The sequence below is a fragment of the Streptomyces sp. NPDC088762 genome, assembly GCF_044750905.1.
Lineage (GTDB): Bacteria > Actinomycetota > Actinomycetes > Streptomycetales > Streptomycetaceae > Streptomyces.
Genome location: NZ_JBIVKT010000006.1, coordinates 57,427 through 78,444, shown reverse-complemented (window position 1 = coordinate 78,444; position 21,018 = coordinate 57,427). Strand labels below are relative to the sequence as shown.

The following is a 21,018-nucleotide window of genomic DNA, read 5'->3' as shown; positions in this document are numbered from 1 at the left end:
CACATGCGCCGGCCTTCGGCCGGGGGTGTAGTTGGCCCTGTACCAGCAGCCCTGGCCGCAGTATTTTCGGAGACCGTGTTCGCGCACCTCGATCGACAGACCGCAGACCGCGCACTCCCGGTCCAGCTTCCCTTGCAGCCGCTCCACCTTGCGCCGCCTGGCCTGAGCCACATTGTTCGCGCTGGCCTGGCAATCTGCGGAGCAGTAGAGGGCGAGAGAGCGGCGTCCGATCGGAGTCGTCAGACCGCAGCCCTTACAGGACCGAGGCCCCGTGCGCTCCTGTCGCCTGTCGAGATCCCGGCACGGCTGGCAGCGCTGCGGTTTGCGTCCAGGCAGGTCGCCGGGCACTACGAAGGAGTTGCCGCAACGCCTGCACAGGAGAGATACCCAAGCGGGTCGTGCGGCGGCACGTCTTACGCGTCGACGGAGTAGGCGCTCCTCGTGAGATAGAGCAGGTTCACGGGGGACATGCCCTTGGGCGTCATAGCGGCACCGGCCACTGCAGAACCTTGCTTTCGGGTGGCGATGAGTGATGTCGGCCCCGCAGACCTCGCATGCTCTTTCACCGCGCAGCAGGCGCGCTTCGTCTACGCGGGCGGTGTGGTAGTCGCTGCGCTTGCGGACGGTTGCTGCCACTCTGTGTGCCTCGGTGCAGTAGCGCGGCGGAGCCCCCGCGCGGTTGGGGCGTTCGAACGGCGCGTTGCACTCCTCGCAGATGAGCACGGACGGGCGACGTGCTTCCAAGGCGCAGGTGTCAGAGCAGTACTTCGCCAGCCCATGTCGATGACTGATGTCCTTTGTGCATACGGCACATCTCCTCACGGGGGCGTACCTCCGTCTGCTTCGGGGCCCGCTGGGCATCGACTGCGGCTTCCAGCGGCAAGGTAAGCCACGGCACTGACAGCGGCCTGAGCGAGCGCCTGCTGACGCTCTGGTGGCTGGCCCGAACCGGGTGTGCGCTGAGTCGTTGGTGCGGCCCCTGACGGAGGCTGGTCCGGAAATGGTCCGGTCTTGGTGCGCGGTGGGCTGGGGCGGCAGAGACTGGCGGGAGCGGGATGCCCTGGGAGTAATCGGGAGCGGGGAGAGTGCTTCCCGTGGGTGAGGCCTGCGCCATCGGCTACGCCTGGTGGTCGTCGTAGAGCCATCCGGCGGGATGGAAGCGCGCGTGGCCCTGCTTGGTTGTACCCGCCCCGCACTTGCTCCGGTGGTGATTGCCACCCTGGGCTGACTACGGGAGGTCATGCACCGCAAGCATTTTAATGCTCTATGCTCCGGCTTCAATCAGCTTCTTCTTGCGGTCGCGGGCAAACCGAACAAAGCTGATGAAGAGGAATTTCACCCCGATCGAGGGAACGATGATTCCGGCGATGATCCACGTCGTTCCCCACCAGCCGCGATCACCGTCGGGATCCATGATGGGGATCCATAGGAAGTTGCTCACGATTAGCGTGAGCCACTGGCCGGTCTCTCGTGGAAACCGGCCGGCCCTAAACTCAAAGAAGATGGTCAAGGCCATGAGGGCGATGAAGGAATAGAGGCTGACCACCCATGGGATTGGGTATACATCGGAGGACCCCTCGACGAAGCGGATTTGCCGGGGCCACTCCCAAATCATGATCAGGGCCAGGATTTGCAGGGGGATGGAACGCAGGTAGTCTTTCGCGATGACGCGAATTCGATCCTCGTAACGGAGGGCGAAGTCGGCAAGGCCTTCGTATAGCGGGTTCGGTGCCGTTTCAGGGTCGAGTCCTTGCCTAGCCCGTACGGCTTCAGCGAATGCTTCCTCCTCACTCGCGGACCGAATGCGCATCCGTGCGTCGCCGGCATACGTTGATATTTGCAGGCAAAAATCGTGGATGGATTCAGCATCCAGTCGTGCGGCATTGGGCACCTGCACCCAGCCGGGACTCTCCTCGGTAAGCCGTAACTGCTCGGTGAGATTGACCCAGAACAACTCCTTCTTCTTCGTGTCGTATACAACACCCACGATGGGAATTCGGCTCTGCCGCCAATCATCGAAATGATCTTCGACTGGGATCGCGTACCCGTTGGCCCGCTTATACTTCTTTCCGCTCTTGACCTGGATGGCGATCCAGTAGCCTGTCCGTTTCCCGCCGCGCGTGAAGTTGATGATCATGTCCTCGCCGTGATCATTACCCCCGTCGATCTCCTGAACGATGTGATCGTGGTCCTCAAGGAGTGTGCGCAGGGCGTTAACGCCAGCCCTTTCAATCCTGCGGCTCGAACGAACAGTTGACACCGTCCCCCCTCGAAAATAGGCAACCGTCAGGATACGGGCAGACGCTGACAACGGGAGCTGGATCGGGGAGACAACCCTGAGCGGCACGCCGGTCGTGATGGTGATCGCGGCCGCCAGATGCCGCAGGTCGTACACGGTGATCCGCGGGATGCCGGTTTCCCCGGACAGATGGTGCGGCCGGTCCAGGACCGGGGCCGAGCGCGCCGGAGCGAGTCGGTGGACACGGGCCGCTGGGCGGGGACCCCACTAATGATCGATGTCGTCGAAAAGGCTGCGGTTGGAGTCGGTGGGGGTGGCTCCTGTCTGTCGATCACTTGGCTGACTACCGTCGCCGGGCGTCCAACTGCTGCTCGGGGGACGCGATCGCCGCTCGTCGTTGTACATGTCGCGTGCCGCGTCGAACTCTGCTGCAGTGTCGAAATCCCCTTCACGTTCGAAAGCCATGCTGTACCAGAACAATGCGGTGTCCACCGGATCGTCGTCATCGCTGGTGGCGTCCCTGAGCCAGTCGTCGACCAGGCTCCAGAGACGCGGTAGGAGTTCTTGGCGGACGTGCGTGAACAGCTCTTCGCGGTCCGTGTCCGTGAGGAGTAAGTGCCAGACTTTCTTCTGCCAGTCCTTGTCTTCGACCCAGGCGGCATCGGGGCTGGACACGGCAAGCTCTCTCATGCGCGCCACGGCACGCTGACGAATCTCCTCAGGTAGGCAACCGGCCTGGTGAAGCTTGCCGAGCAAGGTCGTCCGGGCGTCGTACTCCGCGGGCGAGCCGAACGCCAGGAGTTCGTCGTAGACCTGTGGATCTTCCTGTGTGTAAGCGCGAAGGAAGGCATCACAGCTGTTGTGTACCAGGTACGCCTGTACGGCCTGCTGTCGGTCGTAGTGCCGTTGCCAGGGCTCGAGGCGACCGCGTGGTTGCTGGCGGAGCACAGCTATTCGGCCCGCTACCTCCCGGTAGAGCGACGGCGGAACTCGAAGCAGGGTGCCCTGGCGTTGTTCGCCGCCCGGGTCGAGGGAGTCGGTTCGTGCCAGAAGGGCCTGGTCGTCCATTCCCATGAGGACCAAGGGAAGAAGGTGCGGTTGGGTGGTCAACCAGGCCGCGAATCCTTCGCGGAGGGTGGGGTGATGAAACGTCCAGTAGGACTCGCCTTCGGAGGAGATGCCGAGGCGGAGAAACGTGCCGGTGACCGCGGCGAGGGCCTTGCTGACACCGGCCGGTGTCGAGCCGGCCCGTTCGATGATGTCCCGGTCGGCGGTATCGAGGTCGATGGGGTTCGGCAGGCCGGGCACTGTCCTGCCCCTGGCCGTTGCATAGGTGAGTGCGAGTGCTGCTTGGGCGTGGGGGTCGAGCTGGTCGTAGACGTCGCTGAGAAGTTGCTGGGACTCGGCCATGAACGTCGTAATTCCCTGCCGGGTCAGCGAGAGCCCGCCTGTGAACGCCTCGAGCCCCAGTCGGCGGGCGGCCTCAGGGCGGAATGGGACGGCGTCAGCGGCAGCTTCCAGATGCGGCTTCATCTGTGTGCGTACGTCGTTGGGCTGGTCGCCGGCGGCTATGTGGTTGTAGAGGATCTGTTGCCGCTCCGTGCGGGTGAGGTCTGCGACGTCAACGGTGACCTGCTGCTCGTGCAGGAGGGGGTAAGCGTACGTCTTCAGCAGGGGCCGGGCTTCGTTGTAGATGTAGCTTCGCGAGGTCAGCACTACCCGGGCGCCGTTCTTGATCGCGCTCATCACGTGGGGCAGATCGCGCGCCCAGGCATGGGTGAGGTGTTCTTCGTGGCGGACCGCGCCGAATGCGTCGTCGAGCCAGAAGAACTGTTCCCTATCATGCGGGTTCCACCGCTGGACGAGGTCCTCCGAGGTACGGGCCTTGACGGCCGGGCAGCCCCAGTTGTCGGCGGCGCTGATGGCCAGCATCAGCGCGATGACGGATTTGCCGACGGCGGGGTCACCGAGGAGCAGGACGAAGCCGTGGTCGCGCAGGGCGCGGGCAGCTTTCCGGTAGGCGCTGGTGACGACGAACGTGGCCACCTGCTCGGGCGCGGATGCCATGAGGAGGGTGGCTTGGGCGTAGGCGCGCTCATCGAGGATCTGTGAAAGATCGCCGAGTCCGTAGACGCGGGGGACGAACATCCGAAGACCGCGGTGCGAGGCGATCATGTCGCTGAGCCACTGTCCATCGAGAACCAGTGGATGCGCCACCCCGGACGCGCGCAGTCGTCGGCGAATCTCTTCCTCGGAGGTACCGGTAACCCGTGCATTGGTCAGCAGCACATACGTTCCGCACACACCCCGCTCGACCAGCGCGGCGGCCTTGGTGAACTCGTCGTCCAGCTCCGACGGAGACAGCGTGGCATCGGCCTTCTTGGAGTGCTTGCACTGGAGAACGAACGGCCCCGTCGGGACATCGCCGAGGGGCTCAGGTCCATCCGGTGATCTCCAGGTGCCGTAGAAGGCACCGTCCCGACCTCCGTCATTGGAGTCGGCGAATGCCTGCACCGACTGCCCCCACACCTCGCGCAGCACGGCCGCGCACAGGTCCTGAAAGGCCCGCCATCCCAGCGTGTGCAGGGTGAAGCGCGGCGAGCCAACGGCAACGACTTCGCCTGTGCTGCTCACGCGCCGGGCTCGGAGTCGGCGCTCTCATCTTCATCGCCGGCGAACGAAGCCATTGCTTCCCACATGGCCTCGTCGTCGTAGTCCGGCACCATGAGGTCGGGCGTCAGGTCGTCACTGTCCGGATCCAACTCCTCGGACTGTGCCAGCACCTCGACCAGGAACGTCTGCGCCGCCTTCATCAAGGCTGGATCGTCCATCCAGAGCCCGAACTCCAGGCTACGGCGAGAGCTTTCCGTGCCGTTCGCACTTCCCAGCCAGAGCCGTTGAGGCGTGAAGCCGACGACATCGGCCACACCTCCCAGAGGATCCTCGTCGTGCCACCACAACTCACCCAGGAGAAGCATTTTGGTGTGGAGGATCGGGACCAGGTGCTTGCCGGCCTTGCGGTAGCCCAGCGTGCGCACAGCGGAGAGCCGGATCTGCTCCGGCAACGACCACGGCCCAACGACTGGCGCTGCGCCGTCCTCCTGGGGGCGCAGTTCCTCCAGCTCCGGCAGGGCACGAGCAGGAAAGCCGGCAGCGTCGCGCACGGCCTCTGCCACCTTGCGCAGCCGCTCCTGCTGGTGCTTGCCGCGCTGCTGCTTGCTGACGACCACACACGCCGAGGGAAACTCGGCGACACGCTGAAGCAGCTCGGCGTCGTCTACCCACATGAAGGCTCCGAGCATGGCCGGCCCCAAACTGCGAGACCGCGGCCGCTGCTCAAGATCCTTCCGAAAGCTGTCTATCCCCTCAACGAGACCCGCCAGTACGTTCGTTCCGAACTGGACGGGACGGTTTCCGTCCAGCATCGCTTTGACGTTGAACTGGTTAGAAAACGACGGATTCATGCGCCCCCCTGCCTCGCCCCAATTATGACCTGTCGCGATGGACTGCTGAGGTGGATTGATCGGCGTCGGGGACCCCGCGCAGTGAGCGGCGTGAAAGACCGCCGAGACGGGGCAGGGTCGGGGGCGAGCAGTCAGGTGCTGCCAGCTGTGACCGGCCCGCGGACGCCGCCGGGACACTGCACCCAGAGGGGCGCGTGGCGAATCCACGGCGGCGGACCGTGGGTGCGGCGGCGGTCGGCAGTGGGGACGTCGACGGCGAAGCTCCAGGCGCCGTGCTGGCTGTCGGTGGCCAGGTGGGGGCAGTGTGCGCCGAAGGTGGTGCTGGGTATCTCTGCAGCCGCGCGGCGGTAGATCCGGCTACGGCCGACGCTGGTGCGCATAGTGATCGCCTGCGGGAGGCGGAAAGAGGGGGAGGCCTCCAGCCTGCGACCACGGGCGACGACGATGCCTGTCAGGGCAGTGCGACCAGCGAGTTTCCCTTGTCGCGACAGGCAGGCGCAATGGCCACGCGCTGGTCCAGGAACGGAATGGTCCAGATCTTGGCCATGTCGGAGGGTCGGTCGCCCTTGCCGAGTTGGTGGCGCAGCTGGGCATGGGGGCGGCGCCTGGCCAACCAGGGCCGCCCCGTTGCGCAGGTGCCGTCATCGCTGCGGTGAGTGGGGTGACCGCAGGGACGGGAGCATCACACCCGTGATGCCGCGAGGACGCGTTCCTGGGATGCGTAGGTGCTGCGACCGGTCGGTGTCGGGAGCTGTCGTTCCGGCGTGGTGGTCGTCGGGTCTGTATCCGTCAGGAGTGCGATGAGATTGAGTCGGGCTCGGGCCACGCGGGAGCGGACGGTGCCGACGGGGCAGCCGATGGCGGTCGCGGCCTCCGCGTAGCCCAGGCCGAGGAGCTGGGTGAGGACGAAGGCCTCGCGGCGCTCGGTGGGTATGGCTGCCATGAGTTCGGCGAGGGCGATCCCGTCCTCGAAGCCGGGGAGGCCGTAGGGCTGGGCCTGCTCGGCGGCGGTTTGCCAGTCCTGCTGGTCCGACAGGCGGGGGCGGGCGGAGGCGCGGCGGATGCTGTCGACGACCGTGCGGCGTGCGATGGACAGCAGCCAGGTCCTGGCTGAGGAGCGGCCCTCGAAGCGGGGGAGGGCGGCCAGCGCGCGCAGGAAGACGTCCTGGGTGAGGTCGTCGGCGGCCTGGGTGTCGGCGCTGAGGTAGGCCACGTACCGCCAGACGTCGCGGTGGAGCGCGCGGACGAAGCGGTCGGCCTTGACGGGGTCGCCGTCGCGGGCCTCGAGGGCCAGTTGCGTCACCTCCGCCTCGGAGGCGGTGGGCCGGGAGGTCTTCCGGTCAGCCGTACGGGCAGGGGTGGGCAGGGCAGGAGTCATCGCCACAAGGTCCTCATGGGTGAAGGGAGTCCGGCGCCGCGCACGGCGGGGCCGGTGAAGGGGGTACGGCCAGCGGGAGGGCATGGCCGATGCCCGAGGCGCGACGGCGCGGTGCCGTCAGCGTTCGCTCGGGGAGCCGGCTGTCACAGGACAGCGGTTCCCGTCGGCGGACCCCGTGAGGTGATGGCGTGAGCGAGGAGGAGTTGCGGCAGTGCCTGGCGGTGACGAGACCGGCGGACGTGGACGCGGGGAAGGTGCGGCGTCGTCGGCACGAGGAGGCGGAAGAGGACCCGCAGAGGGGTCCAGAACCAACCCGCGACGGCACGCAGGAAGCGGAACGCCGCCTGTTCCGCGTAGGCCAGCCAGAGGCCGCACAGGACGGCGGCCAGCAGGTGTGCGGCCAGCATGCCCGTCGAGGACATGCCGGTCATGTCGTGGCCGGTGGCGGGCATGCCGATGCCGGCCGCCGAGGACGCCATGTCGTGCATGCTGTGCAGGGCGTGGGCGTCCGTCATCGCGGTAACGGGGGGTGGCTGGGACACGAGCGTGCCGAGTCCCGTGTCATGGACGACCTTGAGGGCTTCGCGGGTCGACAGGTCCCCCGCCCCCTCGCCGCACATCGGGTACGCCGCCCATTGCCGGCTGAAGGAGTTGCCGGCCGGCAGGGACGGGTGGATCAGCGACTGGGTCAGGGTGAAACCGGCGTGAAGCAACGCCTGGACGGCCACCGTCGCGCTGGTGACGGTGAACAGTCCCCGTTCGCGGTCCGCCAGGGTCCAGGCCGCTGCGATCGTCCCGGCGAAGGCGGGCGGCAACGCCCACCAGGGGACGGCCATGCCCGACATGAGGATGTGGCCGGTGGCCGCGAGCAGCACGCAGACGGCTGCGAACATCGCAGCCCGTGCGGCTCTGGAACAGTGGCCCGGCTTCATGGCGCGTTCATCTTCGCACCGGGTTTCCGGGCAGGGCAGGGGGGTGCGCACTTCATGACAAGTCCTCGTCCTCGCCCTTGGTACGACTGGCTCCGGTCGGTTGTGGCGCACGGCACAGGAAGGAACGGGAACCGGAAGGCCGTGCCGCCCGACTGCCTTCCCAGTCGGGCCGCTTGTGCAACATCCGGAGAATGGGGGCTTCTGTGGGGGCAGCGCAAGTCACGTCGGCGTCAACGGAGTTGGGTGGTTGGGCAAGGCGACGGCTGACCGCGCTCCTCACGTGCGCCATGGCGTTCTCGATGCTGCAGCTGTTCCTGATGGGGGCGCTTGGCCCGCGTCTCGTGGCGGACATGGGGATATCGCCCGCCGTTCTGGGGCTGACGACGTCGATCGGATTCGGGACGGCTGCCGTTCTGTCACCAGTGGGGGGCCGGATCGTGGACCGTATCGGCTCAAGGCGCTCACTGGTTCTCCTCCTGTTGGTCTCGACCGCCGCCCTGGCCCTCGTCGCAGCTGCTCCCGGCATCGCCGTCCTGCTGGGGGCGGTCGCGCTGGGCGGAGTGCCGCAGGCGTTGGCGAACCCCGCGACCAACAAGGCGGTCCTGGCCGCGGTTCCTGCCGCCCGTCGGGGCGCCGTGACGGGGCTGAAGCAGTCGGGGGTGCAGCTGGGCGCGTTCGTGGCCGGTCTGCCGCTCGCGGCGCTCGCCGCGGGGTCGGGCTGGCGGGTCGCGGTCTGGACGGCATCGGGAGCCGCGCTGCTGGCGGCCCTGTGGGCGCTGCGTTCGCTGCCGGCCGATGCTCCGTCGTCCGCGTCGCCGCCCCGGGCATCGTGGGTTCCGCGGGGGATGGTGGCCTGGCTGGCCGTCTTCTCGCTCTTCCTCGGTGCCGGAATCGCCTCGGTGAACACCTATCTGTCGCTGTACGGCGTGCAGCGGCTGGGGATGGACCCGACCGTGGCCGGTGCCCTGGTGGCGGTCCTCGGCGTGACCGGGATCGCCGGCCGGGTGGGGTGGTCCAAGGCGGCCGTTCCGGGACGGGCCGAATGGTTGCCGGGGTGGCTGGCGTGGGGCGCGCTGGGAGCTGCGGTCCTGCTGGCCGCCGCCCAATCGGCGGGTCCGCTGGTGTGGCTCGGAGCCGTGGCGGTCGGCGTGTTCGCCGTCTCCGGCAACGCCGTGTCCATGGTGCTGGTCATGCAGCGCGCGAAGCCAGGGCGGGCCGGGCAGGATTCTGCGCTCGTAGCGGCCGGGTTCTTCGCCGGGTTCGCGATCGGTCCACCGCTCTTCGGTCTCTTCGCGGAGCACGACCGGTACGGGGCGGGCTGGCTCCTGGTGGCAGCGGAATTCGCCGTGGCCGGTGCCGTCGCGTTCTTCTGGGCACGTCAGGACCGCCGGGACCGCAAGGGGCACAGTGCGTGAGCTTTACGGACTGGGCCGACCGGGCGCTGGCGGCCGTGATGGCCCGGGTCACAGTGACAGAGACGGAGGTCGGTGCCCGCTTTCCGCTGTACGCCGATCCCCGGGACGGTTCGTGGACGACCACCGGGCGCGGTTCGTGGGCTGGAGGCTTCTGGGCCGGCCTCCTGTGGCTGCGGGCGCGCTACACGGGGCACGATGCCGACCGCCGTGCCGCCGCCGAGTGCACTGCCCGACTGGAGGACTGGGCAGGTGCCGACACCGCCACTCGTGGCTTGATCCTCTGGTACGGGACCGCTCTCGCCGAAGGCGACGAAGAAGCGACCGCACTGGCAGAACGGGCGGCGCGCGCCTGCCTCGATGACTTCGACCCCGTGGCAGGGATCGTCCCCTGGGGCGGCGCATTCGGCGGCCCCCGCATGCTGGCCCGTGTGGATGGCGTGCCCGGACTGGTGGCCCTCCTGGGCGGCGGTGGGGGTCCTTCCGGGGCTGCCGCCGCAGCCGCACACCTGGACCGGCACCTCGGCCTCCTCCTCGGCCGCACCGGGGAGCAGCGCCCGCCCGCCTGGCGGTTCGACGAAGGGGACGGGACGTGGAGTCCGCTCGAGGACCCGAAGCCCGGATGGAGCCGTGGTCGGGCGTGGCTGCTCCTCGCGATCGCCGACGCCCTCCTGCGGCCGGACGTCACCGCACACAGCTCGGCCAACCTCGTGGAGGCGGCCGAACGGCTCATGGCGCAGGACGGCGTGGTGACCGGGCGGCTGATCCCGCCGGCCGAGGGCACCGACCCGGACGGGCCCGTGGACACCTCGGCCGCGGCGATCACCGCGGTCGCCCTGCTGAAGCTCGCCAGGGTCCCCGGTGCCTGGATGGACACGTGCTCGTACCGGGGCGTCGCGACCCTGAGCCGGCTCGCGGAAGCCCACCTCTCCCGCGAGGGGGACGGGTTTCCACCCGGGATGCTGCTGGACGGCTGCTACGACGCGGGCAAGGGCCTGGCCGTACGCCATGAGCTGGTCTGGGGTGACTTCTTCCTGGCCCTGGGGCTCGCCTCGCTGGACGGGCTCGTCGACATCACTCGGGTGTGACCGCCTTCGGGCCGTAGCCGCGCAGGATCCGGCGGGCGACGGACGTGATGTGGAGTTCGTCCGGGCCGTCGAGGATGCGGGCGGCCCGTCCGCCGCGGAACAGTGCGGGCAGGGCGGTGTCCGGGCCGAGTCCGGCGGCTCCGTGGACCTGGATGGCGGAGTCGGTGACCTGCTGGAGCATCCGGGCGGCGGCCACCTTGGCGAGCCCGACCTCGGTACGGGCGTCCTGTCCGGCGGCGATGAGCGCCACTGCCTCGTGGACCAGGGGGCGGGTGGTGCGCAGGGCGAGCAGGGCGTCGAAGACGTGCTGCTGCACGAGTTGGTGGTCGGCCAGCGGCCCGCGGGAGCCGTTGCGGGTGGCGGCCCGTTCGCACATGAGGTCGAAGGCGCGTTGGGCTTGGCCGAGCCAGCGCAGGCAGCGCAGGGTGCGGCCGAGCGCGAGCCGTTCTCCGGCGATGGCGAGCGCCCCTCCCTCGGAGCCAATCAGGTAGTCGCCGGACACGTGGACGTTGTCGAGCCCGATCTCGTACTGGCCCGCCGCCCCGAGGACGGGGAGCTCGCGGACGATCCGGAAGCCTGGGGAGTCGGTGGGGAGGAGGAGCAGCGAGAGCCCTTCGCGGTCGCCCGGCGCACCGCTGGTGCGGGCCAGTACGGTCACCAGGTCCGCGGTCGCGGCTCCGGAGGTGAACCATTTGCGGCCGGTGATCCGCCAGGTGCCGTCCGCCTCGCGCTCGGCGCGGGTGCCGGTGAGGAAGGGGTCGGTGCCGGGTACGTCGGGTTCGGTCATCGCGTAGCAGGCGCGGATCTCGCCGGCGACCAAGGGCTCCAGGTACGTCTCGCGGACCCGGCCTCCGGCATGCCGCGCGAGCATGGTGACGTCGAGCAGCGGAGCGGAGCCCAGGGCGGCTGGACCATGGTCGCTGGCACCTTCGGCCTCAGCGAGCTGCGCGTACGCGGAGAACGGCAGTCCGCCGCCACCCAGTTCGGCAGGCAGAGGCAGCGCCCACAGCCCCTCCGCGCGGGCAAGGGCTTGTAGTTCCTGCAGAGCGGCTACGGCCGCCGGTCCGCCGGCGTCGAGGAGCGGCTCCTGCGGGATCACCCGGGTACGGATGAAACGCTCGACCCGCCTCCTCAACTCCGCGAGCTCGTCATCGGGTTGGGGAGCCGCGTCATTGATCGTGCTTGAATCCGGCACCGTGTTCCTCCCGGTTCCCGGGAACTCACGGGAACGTCTGTCCGACTGCCTGTCCGTGGAACTGGTCGGGCGCGGAGGCTCCCGAGTTCCCGCGTTCCGCGTTTTCCGCACGACCTGGGCGACGGCCACCGCCGCGCCGGGAGAGGAGAGGCATGGCGTCACCGGCAATCTCGCAGACGGTCCGGCCACTCGACACACTGCGCCTGGGCATCTCGGGCCCCCCGCAGATCACGAGCGTCGCCGCACAGCACCTTCGGCTGCTCGGCGCACAGGACGAAGCCACCGGGCAACAGGACGCGTCCGGTGCCATCACGCTCACCGGCGGCGGGTATGACCCCGCGCACGCGACCGTCGAGTGGGGCCGTCCCGGCAGCGGTCTCGTCGACGAGGCCACGGTCCAGGCCGCCACCGGCGTCATGGCCGTCCACGGCCGACGCGACGGCAGACCGCGCGGACTCGCCGCCGACTACGCGGCGACGGCCACCGGCGTCCTGGCCGTTCAGGGGCTGCTCGCCGGCCTGGTCGGCCAGGCCCGGGGCATGGCCGCCGCCCACGTCACCACCAGCGCGGACCGAGCCGGCCTGCTCGCGGTGTCGCAGTACCTGGCCGCTGCTGGAGCGGACGAGGGCGAAGTCGCGGAACTCGCCGCCGGCGGCCCGCCCTTCACCTCCGCCGAGGGAGTGCTCGTCGAGCTGGAGACGCTCGACCCGGGTGCCTGGGCCGCGTTCTGGCGGGCCCTGGACGCACCCGCCGAAGCGATGCGGGCCGGCTGGCGGCCCTTCCAGTTCCGGTACGCCACCGCCTGCGCCCCCTTCCCGCAAGCCCTCCACACCGTCACCCGGACGCACCCCCTGGCCCGGATCCGGCAGGCCGCAGCCCTTTCGGGAGCCGAGGTGTGCGTCCTGCACACCCTCGCCGACCGGCTCGCCGAAGCCGACGGCGCGCCGCCCTGGTCCCTCCGGCCGTTCGGCGCCGACCGCCCCCACCCGTCGTCCCGGGCAGCCTCGGGCAGCCCGGCGCTCCCCGCCGCGGCACTGCCGCTCGCCGGTTTGACGGTGCTGGAGGCGGGCCGCCGTATCCAGGCTCCGCTCGCCGCGAACCTGCTGGGCCTGCTGGGTGCCGAGGTCATCAGGATCGAGCCGCCGGGCGGGGACCCGCTGCGCGGCATGCCCCCGGCGTGTTCCGGGATCTCGGCGCGCTGGCTCGCCCTCAACCGGGGCAAGAAGGCCGTGGAGATCGACATCAAGTCCGAGGCCGACCGCCGCGCCCTGCGGGAGATGGCCGGGGAAGCGGACGTCTTCCTCCACAACTGGGCGCCGGGCAAGGCCGCCGAGCTCGGCCTCGACTCCGACGACCTGGTACGGGTCAATCCCGCGCTGGTGTACGCGTACACCGGCGGCTGGGCTGACCGGATCGCCGACGCACCGATGGGCACCGACTTCATGGTCCAGGCCAGGACCGGGGTCGGCGAGGCCGTTCGCCCGGAGGGCGAGATCCCGGCCCCTTCGCTGATGACCCTGCTCGACGTGCTCGGGGGCCTGCACGGGGCCGAAGCGGTACTCGCCGGGCTGCTGCTGAGGGAGCGCTCGGGCCGGGGTGTCCGGGTGGACTCCTCACTTCTCGGTGCGGCCGACACCCTTACCGCTCCCGCCCTGGCGCGTGTGGCCTGCGGCGAGAACCCGCGCCTCCCGGCCGGGTTCCGACATCCGCTGCCGACGGCGGACGGATGGATCGCCCCCTCCGACGACAGTGCCCCGGCCGCGGCTGCCCACGACCTGCGCGAACTGACCACCCCTGACGCCCTGGCCCGTCTGGGCTCGCTCGGTTTGACCGCCACCGCGGTCACCACCGACCTGTCCGACCTGCACCACGACCCGCGCTTCGCCGGCTCGATCAGCCGTGACGCGCATGGTGCTCCAGCCGTTTCCGACCCTTGGAGCTTCGCGTGACCGTCGCACTGCACGACCTGCTGCCCGCCGACCTCCGCCGCTCCTGGGTGGTCGACGGGACCTGCCCCGACCTCGACCTCTACAGCCTCTTCCGGGCCCGCCAGATCGCGAACCTGCACCAGACGGCCGTCCTCGACGCCAAGGGCAAGCTCTGCTACACCGCCCTGGACCGCAAGGTCCGATGTCTGGCCGCCGGCCTCAGAGGCCTGGGCATACGCCCGGGCGACGTGGTCGGCGTCCAACTGCCCAACAACCGGGGCGCCGTCATCGCCGACCTGGCCCTGGCCGCGCTCGGCGCCGTCGCCCTCCCCTTCCCCGTCGGCCGCGGCGTCCTGGAGGCCGAATGCCTGCTGCGCCGGGCCGAGGCCGTCGCCGTCATCGCCTCCGTCGAGCACCGGGACTTCCACCACGCTGCTGACCTGCAAGCGTTGTCGCGGTCCATGCCAGCCCTGCGCCATGTCGTCGCCGTAGGCCCCGGGACCGCACCGGAGGGGACCGTGGCCTGGTCCGAGCTCATGCGCTCCGACCCGCAGGCGTTCGTACCGGCCCGCCCCGACCCGGACAGCGCGGCCCGCATCTTGGTGTCCTCCGGCTCCGAGGCCGAGCCGAAAATGATCGCCTACTCGCACAACGCGCTCGCGGGCGGCCGCGGCAACTTCCTCGCCTCCCTCATCCCCGACGGCACCCCGCCCCGCTGCCTGTTCCTGGTCCCCCTGGCTTCCGCGTTCGGCTCGAACGGCACCGCGGTCACCCTCGCCCGGCACGGCGGCACCCTGGTCCTGCTCGACCACTTCACCCCCGACGCGGCCCTGGCGGCCGTGCGCGAGCACGAGCCCACCCACGTCCTGGGCGTGCCGACCATGATCCGCATGATGCTCGAACGCCTCGACGCCACGGGCGAACGGCTGCCGGCGCCCACCGCCCTGGTTCTGGGCGGCGCGCCCCTGGACGAGACCACGGCGGAGGCCGCGGCCAAGGCGTTCGGCTGCCCGGTCGTCAACCTCTACGGCTCCGCCGACGGCGTCAACTGCCACACCGGGCTCGCCCACACCGTCCCGCCCACGGACGGCACGGGGGTCGTCGCCGGCCACCCCGACCCGCGGGTCGCGGAGATCCGCATCGCCGACCCCGACACCCACGCGGCGCTGCCGGACGGGGCCGTGGGGGAGATCATCTCGCGCGGTCCGATGACCCCGCTGTGCTACGTGGCCGCCCCCGAGCTGGATGCCCGCTACCGCACGCCGGACGGCTGGGTCCGCACCGGTGACCTCGGCTACCTGGACCCCGATGGCGTCCTGCACGTCGTCGGCCGCCTCAAGGACATCGTCATCCGCGGCGGCGCCAACATCAGCCCCGCCGAGGTCGAGCGCGAGCTCAGCTCCCATCCCCAGGTCCGCGACGTCGTCTGCGTGGGCGTGCCCGACCCGCTGATGGGCGAACGCCTGGCGGCCTGCGTGGTCCCGCGCACCGGGCAGTCCCCGACCCTCGAAGAGCTCTGTGCCCACCTGGCCGGTCGTGGCCTTGAGCGGCAGAAGCACCCCGAGCGTCTCCTCGTCGTCGACGCCCTGCCCCTGACCCCGGCTGGCAAGCCCGACCGCGGCGCACTCCGTGAGCGGCTGACCGGAGGCCTGCCGACCACACCGGTGACCGACCCCGGACTGCCGCTCGTGCAGGCCGGCTGACCGGTCACGCCTCGACCTGACTACCCGCCCACCCTGAGCAGGAGCACGCGATGAACCGAAGGGACTTACTCCCCGCCTCGACCGTGATCGGCGCCACCGGCGCGGTCGCGGGCCTCGCCGGAGCCGGAGCCGCACCGGCCGCAGCGGCGACCACCGCCACCGCGGCCGGGCGGCCCTCCGCCCCCGCCGGCAGCCCCCTGCGCGTCCACATCGTCATGTTCGATGGAGTCGAGGAACTCGACTTCGCCGCCCCGTACGAGGTGTTCTCCGCCGCCCGGTTCTTCAGCGGGCGGCCGGTGGACGTCCGCTACGTGACCACGTCGCGCCCCGGCTTCGTCCGTGCCTCGTACGGCTCGCGGGTCGAGGTCGCGCACCCTTGGGCCCCGAACGAGGCCGATGTGATCGTCGTACCGGGCGGCGGATACGCGCGCCGTGAGGACCCGGGCGTATGGGCCGAGATCCGGCGCGGCACCCTGCCACGGGCTCTGGCCGCGGCGCCCCGCACCGGGCTCACCATCAGCGCCCTGTGCACGGGCGTGATGCTGCTGTCCGCCGCCGGGCTGACCCGGGGACGGCCCTGCACCACGCACCACAAGGCCCGCCCCGACCTCGAACAGCAGGGCGGGGTACTGAAGAACGCGCGCGTCGTGGACGACGGCGACCTCGTCACCGCCGGAGGCGTCACCTCCGGCCTGGAGCTCGCCCTCTGGCTCGTACGCCGAGAACTCGGTCCGGACACGGCGACGAGCGTGGAAGCCATGCTGGAGTACGAGGCCCGGGGCACGGTCTGGTCGCGGTAGGGACCCGAAGCGAAAACAGGCGACCATCGGGGCGGGAGGCCATCCACGATGCCCTCCCGCCCCTCCTCGTCAGGCGGTCCGGGACCGCTTGACCAGGCCGACGACCACGTCGACGACGACGAAGCCGAGCAGCGTCACCCCGAGCACGGGCAGCGCCCAGCCCAGGGCGACGACCGCCGGAACACCCACGACGAGCACCACCGGCGGCAGCTGCCGCCAGGTGCCGCGGGCGGGCGCCTTGCCGAAGGCGGCCTTGCGGTCCTCACGCGTGGGACGCCGCTGCCACCACATCCGGTAGCCCCAGACGGTCACCAGGGTCAGGCCGATGGCGACCACGGCGAGCACGATCTGGTTGACGATCCCGAAGAGCACGCCCATGTGGCCCTGGACGCCGAGCTTGCTCAGCTTGGCCAGCATCGGATAGTCCGCCCACCGGGTGTGGGAGGTCACCTCGCCCTTCGCGGTGTCCACGGCGACCTTGTCGTAGTGGACCGGCCAGGTGTTGTCGTTCTGGGCCACGACCCACGCGCTGGACGCGTTCTCCGGCGGCGTCACCGACACGGTGCCGCCCAGCCCGGCCTTGCGCGCCACCGCGAGGGCGGCCTCGAAGCCGGCCGGGTCCACCTGTGCGCTCTCCTCTGCCTCGCCGTGCCCGGCGTGCCCGGCGTGCCCGGCGTGCTCCCCGCCTTCGTTCTCGGCCGGCGGCTGCGCGCCGGGAAGCAGCGGGTCGAGTTCCGGAGCGTGCCCCTTCACCGCGTTCAGCAGCTGACCGAACCGCTCACCCGCGTAGTGGGACCAGGTCAGGCCCGTCGCGCTGAGGAAGAACAGGCCCAGCGCGAGCCACACGCCGGTCGCGGCGTGCCAGCTGCGCGTACGCCGTACCCCGCGGGCTCCGCGGTCGGGAAGCAGCACGCCGCGCGCGGACTTCGCCCGCTGGCCCCGGCTGCGGCCGATCCACAGAACGAGACCACCGGCGACGAGCACCCAGAGCCAGCTCGCGGCGACCTCCGAGTAGAGACGGCCGAACTCGCCCAGGTGCAGGTTGCGGTGCAGGTCGTCGAGCCAGGTGGTGAGGGGCGTCGACCCCCACCAAGTGGTCAGCTCGCCCTGGACCTTCGCCGTGTAGGGGTCGACGAAGACCGTGCGCTGCTTCTCCCCGAGCTCAGGCACGGACAGCACGACCCGCGTGGTGTCCTCCGGCCCGGCCGGGGTGACGACGGAGGCGAGGGTGCCCTCCGGGTGGGCGCTGCGCGCGGCGGCGATCTGCTGCGCCAGCGGGAGCGGCGCCTCGCCGACCTTCTCGACCCGCAGCTGGTCGCCGTAGACGGCCTGGTCGAGCTGCGGGGTGAACGTGTACGCGAGCCCGGTCAGGGCGGCGATGAGCAGGAACGGGGCGACGAACACCCCGGCGTAGAAGTGCAGCCGGACGAGGAGGGCCCGTACGCCCTGCCAGGAGCGCCCGGCCGGAGCAGGGTCGGGGGTGGCCGCGGCCGGCGGTCTGCCCGGTGCCTGTTCAGTGGTTGAAGACATGCCTGTTTCTCCGATCGATGTACGCGTGTCCGCACCGGGGCGGTCGTCGCCGGGCCGGTGCGGGGAAGCCGCCCACAGAAGGGGCGGGTGTCGTGATCACGTGCGAGTGATCAGGCGGACACCGCCGGAGGAGGACCGCGCCTGGGGCACATCCGGGCGAGCAGGACACCGAACCGAGGAGCTGCGGGCGCGGCGGGCGCGAGCCGCAGCCGCTCCGGTACGGCAGGCAGGGCAGGGAGCGCACCGGGGGACAGGGAGGGGAGCAGCAGGGCGGCGAGACGCCGCAGGATCCGCTCCCCGTAGACCACGCACAGCGCGGTGCCGACCGTCGCCAGTCCATGCGCCAGCGTCATGGCCGGGGTCATGGCGTGGCCGGCATGGACCATGCCGGCCATGTCCGTCCCCGCGTGCATGGGCGAGACGTGGCCCATGCCGGTCATGGAGTGGTGGGCTTGCTGTCCGGAAGCCATGCCCGGTCCGCCGTCGTGGCCGGCGGACAGCGAGTGGAAGGCGAAGTGGAGGGAGAACTGGACGACGCCCAGGGCGATCGTCGTCGCCTCGAAACGCCGTGGGCGCCCGCCCAGGAGCAGAGCGCACACGATGCTCAGGGCTGCGAAGAGCCCGACCGTACTCGCCACGCCGGGCAGCTGCCCGCCGGCCAGGACATGGCTCGCGGCGCCCAGAGACAGGCAAGCGGAAGCGCAGAGCAGACCCGTCCGGGTCCGCCTCAGCCAGGTTCCCGGTCCGCGCACGGGCACAACTTATCCGCGCCCTACCTGGCGGTCAGCGACGCGTGATGGGCTACTCGAAGGCCCCGGCGCGCGTCCAATCCGCTCATGAACCGTCAGCTGTACCCCCACCGAAGGACGTTGGGCTGGGGAAGGCCGTTGGCGGGGCGTACCCGGCAGCGAGCGGAGCGACCTCCGGTGAGCCGAATCACAGGGAAGAAAAAAGGCTCAAACAGGTGCATCCCGGGGCGGTACGTGCAGTCCGTCCCGGGATGCGGTCAGCCGATAGGCATCGGCGTAAAGGGTTCAGGAGGTGCTCATGGCCTTCTTCAGCTCGGCGGCCGCGTTGCGGTAGACCGGCAGTAGGTCGAGGTCCTCGCCGGGGTAGTTGACGATCTTGACCTGCTTGGCGCCGGAGTCGGGGAGCACCGTCCCGGTCGACATGTGGGCGTTGTCGAGGACCAGGGCCGGCTTCTTCGCGGAGAGTTCGGCGAGCTGCGCCGGGGTGACGGCCTCGGGGCCGTACGTGCCCACGGTGGTGGCGCCGGCGAGCTTGGCCGCCCAGGCGGTGAAGACCTGGGTGACGACGTTGGGGCTCTTTCCGGCGGGCCAGGCGGTCTGGAGGTCCTTGTTCAGCTTGCCGTACTCGGCGTCGAAGCCGGTCTTCCACGTGGTCGCGGTGTCGGCCGTGCCGAAGAGTCCGCCGAGCTTGTCGACCTCGGCCTTGACCTTGTCGGGGTCGTTGTCGAGGTTGACCTCGACCAGCTTCGCCTTGGAGCCGGCGGCCTCCTTGATCTTGGCGGCGTACGGCTCGAAGGGCGCGTACAGCACGAAGTCGGCCTTGGCCACGGCGGCGAGGTCCGAGGGCTTGGGGTCGTAGTCGGGGGCGTGGTGGACGGACTGCGGGACGATGACCTTGACGTCCTCGGCGCCCGCGGCCTTGGCGAAGGCACCTTCCCAGGTGGTGGTGACGACCACCACGGGCTTCTTCCCGGCCTTGGGCGCACCGGACGCGGCGGGGGACGAGGTTCCGTCGTTCTTGCCGTCGCCGGTGCTCTCGCTGTTGTTGCCGCAGCCGGTGACGAGGGCCAGCGTGACCGCGGTCAGTGCGAGGAGGGAAGGGATGCGGACGCGGGTGCGCGCCATGGGCTGGTTCTCCGTTCGGAAATGAGATGGACGGCGAGGACGAGTGCTCCCGCCGTCAGGACGAGGACCGGGCCCGGTGGCCAGTCGAGCCACAGGGCCAGGAGGAATCCCATCAGGTTCACGGTCACGCCGATGCCGATCGCCCACAGGGTGATCGACCTCAGCGAGCTGCCCAGCCGTCGGGCGGCGAGAGCGGGCAGCAGGGTCAGGGCGTCGACGAGCAGCGCCCCGGTGAGCTTGATGGCCCCGGCGACCGCGACCGCGACCAGCACCAGCAGCGCTGCGGTCAGGGCTCGTACGGCGACGCCGGAGCACTGGGCGAGTTCACGGTCGTACAGGAGCAGGCCGATGTCGCGGCGCTTCCACCAGAACAGGCCGGGCACGAGCACGGCGAGCAGGCCCAGGACGACGAGGTCGGGGGTACCGACGGACAGGATCGATCCCCACAGGAGGGCGAACGCCCCCGACGCGTTGACCCCCGACACGGCGAGCAGCAGCAGTGCGCCCGCGATGGCCAGGCTCATGAGCAGCCCCATCGCCCCCGAGAGGCCGTCCGGGGTGCGGGCGAGGGGTGCCACGCCCGCGCCGGCCAGGGCGCAGGCGACGAGCGCGCACAGCATCGGGTCGAGCCCGGTGAGGAGGCCGACGGCGATGCCCAGCAGGGCGACGTGCATCATCGCGAACCGCACCGGCATGATGTCGAGCCCGACGATGACGACCCCGATGACCGGCAGACCGATCGCGGCGAGCAACAGGGCCGCCCCGGCCCGCTGTACGGGTACCAGCTGGAGCAGGGCGCCGATATCGGCGGTGGCGAGGGTGGTCACCGGACCTCCCGCAGACGGCCCGCGGCCATCTCGAGCACCCGGTCGCACCGGTCCGCCAGGGCCCGGTCGTGGGTCACGACGACGAGCGTCACCGGCAGCGAGGTCAGGACATCGGCGGCCTCCGCCTGCCCGTCGAAATCGAGCGCGGCCGTCGGCTCGTCGGCCAGCAGCACCTCCGCGCCCGCGGCCACGCAGCCGATGGCCCGGGCCAGGTACATGCGCTGCAACTGGCCCCCGGACAGCGTGTGCAGCGGCCGCCCGGTCAGCCGGCCCACCCCGAGCCGGTCGGCTGCCTCGGAGGCGTCGTCCGGCGCGGCGCTGCTGGCCAGCAACTCCCCGCCGAGCAGCGGGAAACGGCCGGCGGCGGGCTTCTGGGGGATCCAGGCACAGGCCCGGCGCCGCCAGGCCCATTCCGCCGACGTGCGCGTGTCCCGGCCGCCGACCAGGATCGAGCCCGCCACCTGGCGGTGGAGGCCGAGAACCGCGCGCAGCAGGGTGGTCTTGCCCGAACCGTTGGTTCCGGTCAGCGCGACCCGCTCGCCCGCTGCGATCTCCAGATCCACGTCGGCGACGGCCTCCACCCGGCCGTGCCGGCAGGCGACTCCCCGCATCCGTACATCGAGCCCGCCCATCACACATCCTTCGATC

The 21,018-nt window shown here is 70.5% G+C and carries 17 protein-coding genes; 5 read left to right on the top strand and 12 right to left on the bottom strand.

Annotated elements, in window-relative coordinates:
* Positions 1 to 1,264: 1,264 nt before the first annotated feature.
* From ACIP5M_RS16440 to ACIP5M_RS16415, 6 genes are all read right to left on the bottom strand, one after another.
* Positions 1,265 to 2,395, bottom strand: a complete 1,131-nt coding sequence (locus ACIP5M_RS16440) for a DUF4365 domain-containing protein (RefSeq protein ID WP_401197391.1) — start codon at positions 2,393 to 2,395, stop codon at positions 1,265 to 1,267.
* Between the two features lie 111 nt (positions 2,396 to 2,506).
* On the bottom strand, positions 2,507 to 4,873 hold the full coding sequence (locus ACIP5M_RS16435) for a hypothetical protein (protein WP_401197389.1): 2,367 nt from the start codon (positions 4,871 to 4,873) through the stop codon (positions 2,507 to 2,509).
* Entirely contained in the window at positions 4,870 to 5,703 is an 834-nt protein-coding gene (locus tag ACIP5M_RS16430) for a hypothetical protein (protein WP_401197386.1), read from the bottom strand. The genes ACIP5M_RS16435 and ACIP5M_RS16430 overlap by 4 nt, the downstream gene beginning before the upstream one ends.
* 131 nt (positions 5,704 to 5,834) lie before the next feature.
* Complete coding sequence (locus ACIP5M_RS16425; protein WP_401197384.1) at positions 5,835 to 6,083, bottom strand: hypothetical protein; 249 nt, start codon at positions 6,081 to 6,083, stop codon at positions 5,835 to 5,837.
* A 302-nt stretch (positions 6,084 to 6,385) separates the two neighbouring features.
* Complete coding sequence (locus ACIP5M_RS16420) at positions 6,386 to 7,081, bottom strand: sigma-70 family RNA polymerase sigma factor (protein WP_401197382.1); 696 nt, start codon at positions 7,079 to 7,081, stop codon at positions 6,386 to 6,388.
* 143 nt (positions 7,082 to 7,224) lie between these two features.
* Positions 7,225 to 7,974, bottom strand: coding sequence for a hypothetical protein (locus ACIP5M_RS16415; RefSeq protein ID WP_401197379.1), 750 nt, complete (start codon positions 7,972 to 7,974; stop codon positions 7,225 to 7,227).
* 326 nt (positions 7,975 to 8,300) lie between these two features.
* Between ACIP5M_RS16415 and ACIP5M_RS16410 the strand changes: the two genes are divergently transcribed.
* Both ACIP5M_RS16410 and ACIP5M_RS16405 read left to right on the top strand, forming a co-directional pair.
* Positions 8,301 to 9,428, top strand: a complete 1,128-nt coding sequence (locus ACIP5M_RS16410) for an MFS transporter (protein ID WP_401197377.1) — start codon at positions 8,301 to 8,303, stop codon at positions 9,426 to 9,428.
* On the top strand, positions 9,425 to 10,513 hold the full coding sequence (locus ACIP5M_RS16405; protein WP_401197374.1) for a sugar ABC transporter permease: 1,089 nt from the start codon (positions 9,425 to 9,427) through the stop codon (positions 10,511 to 10,513). Before ACIP5M_RS16410 ends, ACIP5M_RS16405 begins: the two co-directional genes overlap by 4 nt.
* Here the strand turns inward: ACIP5M_RS16405 and ACIP5M_RS16400 are convergent.
* Positions 10,500 to 11,708 carry an acyl-CoA dehydrogenase family protein gene (locus ACIP5M_RS16400; protein WP_401197371.1) on the bottom strand — a complete coding sequence of 403 codons (1,209 nt, stop codon included), beginning with the start codon at positions 11,706 to 11,708 and terminating at the stop codon, positions 10,500 to 10,502. The two genes, ACIP5M_RS16405 and ACIP5M_RS16400, sit on opposite strands and share 14 nt — an antisense overlap.
* A 152-nt stretch (positions 11,709 to 11,860) precedes the next feature.
* Between ACIP5M_RS16400 and ACIP5M_RS16395 the strand changes: the two genes are divergently transcribed.
* The 3 genes from ACIP5M_RS16395 to ACIP5M_RS16385 are packed head-to-tail and all read left to right on the top strand — an operon-like array spanning position 11,861 to position 16,139.
* Positions 11,861 to 13,657: a CoA transferase gene (locus ACIP5M_RS16395; protein ID WP_401197369.1), complete on the top strand. Its 1,797-nt coding sequence runs from the start codon at positions 11,861 to 11,863 to the stop codon at positions 13,655 to 13,657.
* A complete protein-coding gene (locus ACIP5M_RS16390) occupies positions 13,654 to 15,339 on the top strand; it encodes a class I adenylate-forming enzyme family protein (protein ID WP_401197366.1) in 1,686 nt (561 codons plus the stop codon). The genes ACIP5M_RS16395 and ACIP5M_RS16390 overlap by 4 nt, the downstream gene beginning before the upstream one ends.
* 50 nt (positions 15,340 to 15,389) lie before the next feature.
* Positions 15,390 to 16,139 (top strand): DJ-1/PfpI family protein, encoded by a 750-nt coding sequence (locus ACIP5M_RS16385; RefSeq protein ID WP_401197364.1) that lies wholly within the window; start codon positions 15,390 to 15,392, stop codon positions 16,137 to 16,139.
* Positions 16,140 to 16,208: 69 nt separating this feature from the next.
* Here the strand turns inward: ACIP5M_RS16385 and ACIP5M_RS16380 are convergent, their stop codons facing one another.
* The 5 genes from ACIP5M_RS16380 to ACIP5M_RS16360 form a co-directional block, all read right to left on the bottom strand.
* The gene (locus ACIP5M_RS16380; protein WP_401197361.1) at positions 16,209 to 17,669 is read right to left on the bottom strand and encodes a PepSY-associated TM helix domain-containing protein; all 1,461 of its coding nucleotides are present in this window, start codon (positions 17,667 to 17,669) and stop codon (positions 16,209 to 16,211) included.
* A gap of 110 nt (positions 17,670 to 17,779) precedes the next feature.
* Positions 17,780 to 18,421, bottom strand: coding sequence for a hypothetical protein (locus tag ACIP5M_RS16375; RefSeq protein ID WP_401197359.1), 642 nt, complete (start codon positions 18,419 to 18,421; stop codon positions 17,780 to 17,782).
* A gap of 282 nt (positions 18,422 to 18,703) precedes the next feature.
* The gene (locus ACIP5M_RS16370) at positions 18,704 to 19,543 is read right to left on the bottom strand and encodes a metal ABC transporter solute-binding protein, Zn/Mn family (RefSeq protein ID WP_401197357.1); all 840 of its coding nucleotides are present in this window, start codon (positions 19,541 to 19,543) and stop codon (positions 18,704 to 18,706) included.
* Positions 19,501 to 20,370 (bottom strand): metal ABC transporter permease, encoded by an 870-nt coding sequence (locus ACIP5M_RS16365; RefSeq protein ID WP_401197355.1) that lies wholly within the window; start codon positions 20,368 to 20,370, stop codon positions 19,501 to 19,503. Before ACIP5M_RS16365 ends, ACIP5M_RS16370 begins: the two co-directional genes overlap by 43 nt.
* A complete protein-coding gene (locus ACIP5M_RS16360) occupies positions 20,367 to 21,002 on the bottom strand; it encodes a metal ABC transporter ATP-binding protein (protein WP_401197353.1) in 636 nt (211 codons plus the stop codon). Before ACIP5M_RS16360 ends, ACIP5M_RS16365 begins: the two co-directional genes overlap by 4 nt.
* Positions 21,003 to 21,018: the final 16 nt, after the last annotated feature.

Coding starts and splice junctions, on each gene's coding strand:
- ACIP5M_RS16430 (WP_401197386.1), bottom strand. CDS start 5,703: ATGAATCCGTCGTTTTCTAACCAGTTCAACGTCAAAGCGATGCTGGAC.
- ACIP5M_RS16425 (WP_401197384.1), bottom strand. CDS start 6,083: ATGCGCACCAGCGTCGGCCGTAGCCGGATCTACCGCCGCGCGGCTGCA.
- ACIP5M_RS16420 (WP_401197382.1), bottom strand. CDS start 7,081: ATGACTCCTGCCCTGCCCACCCCTGCCCGTACGGCTGACCGGAAGACC.
- ACIP5M_RS16415 (WP_401197379.1), bottom strand. CDS start 7,974: ATGTTCGCAGCCGTCTGCGTGCTGCTCGCGGCCACCGGCCACATCCTC.
- ACIP5M_RS16410 (WP_401197377.1), top strand. CDS start 8,301: ATGGCGTTCTCGATGCTGCAGCTGTTCCTGATGGGGGCGCTTGGCCCG.
- ACIP5M_RS16395 (WP_401197369.1), top strand. CDS start 11,861: ATGGCGTCACCGGCAATCTCGCAGACGGTCCGGCCACTCGACACACTG.
- ACIP5M_RS16385 (WP_401197364.1), top strand. CDS start 15,390: ATGAACCGAAGGGACTTACTCCCCGCCTCGACCGTGATCGGCGCCACC.
- ACIP5M_RS16380 (WP_401197361.1), bottom strand. CDS start 17,669: ATGTCTTCAACCACTGAACAGGCACCGGGCAGACCGCCGGCCGCGGCC.
- ACIP5M_RS16370 (WP_401197357.1), bottom strand. CDS start 19,543: ATGGCGCGCACCCGCGTCCGCATCCCTTCCCTCCTCGCACTGACCGCG.
- ACIP5M_RS16360 (WP_401197353.1), bottom strand. CDS start 21,002: ATGGGCGGGCTCGATGTACGGATGCGGGGAGTCGCCTGCCGGCACGGC.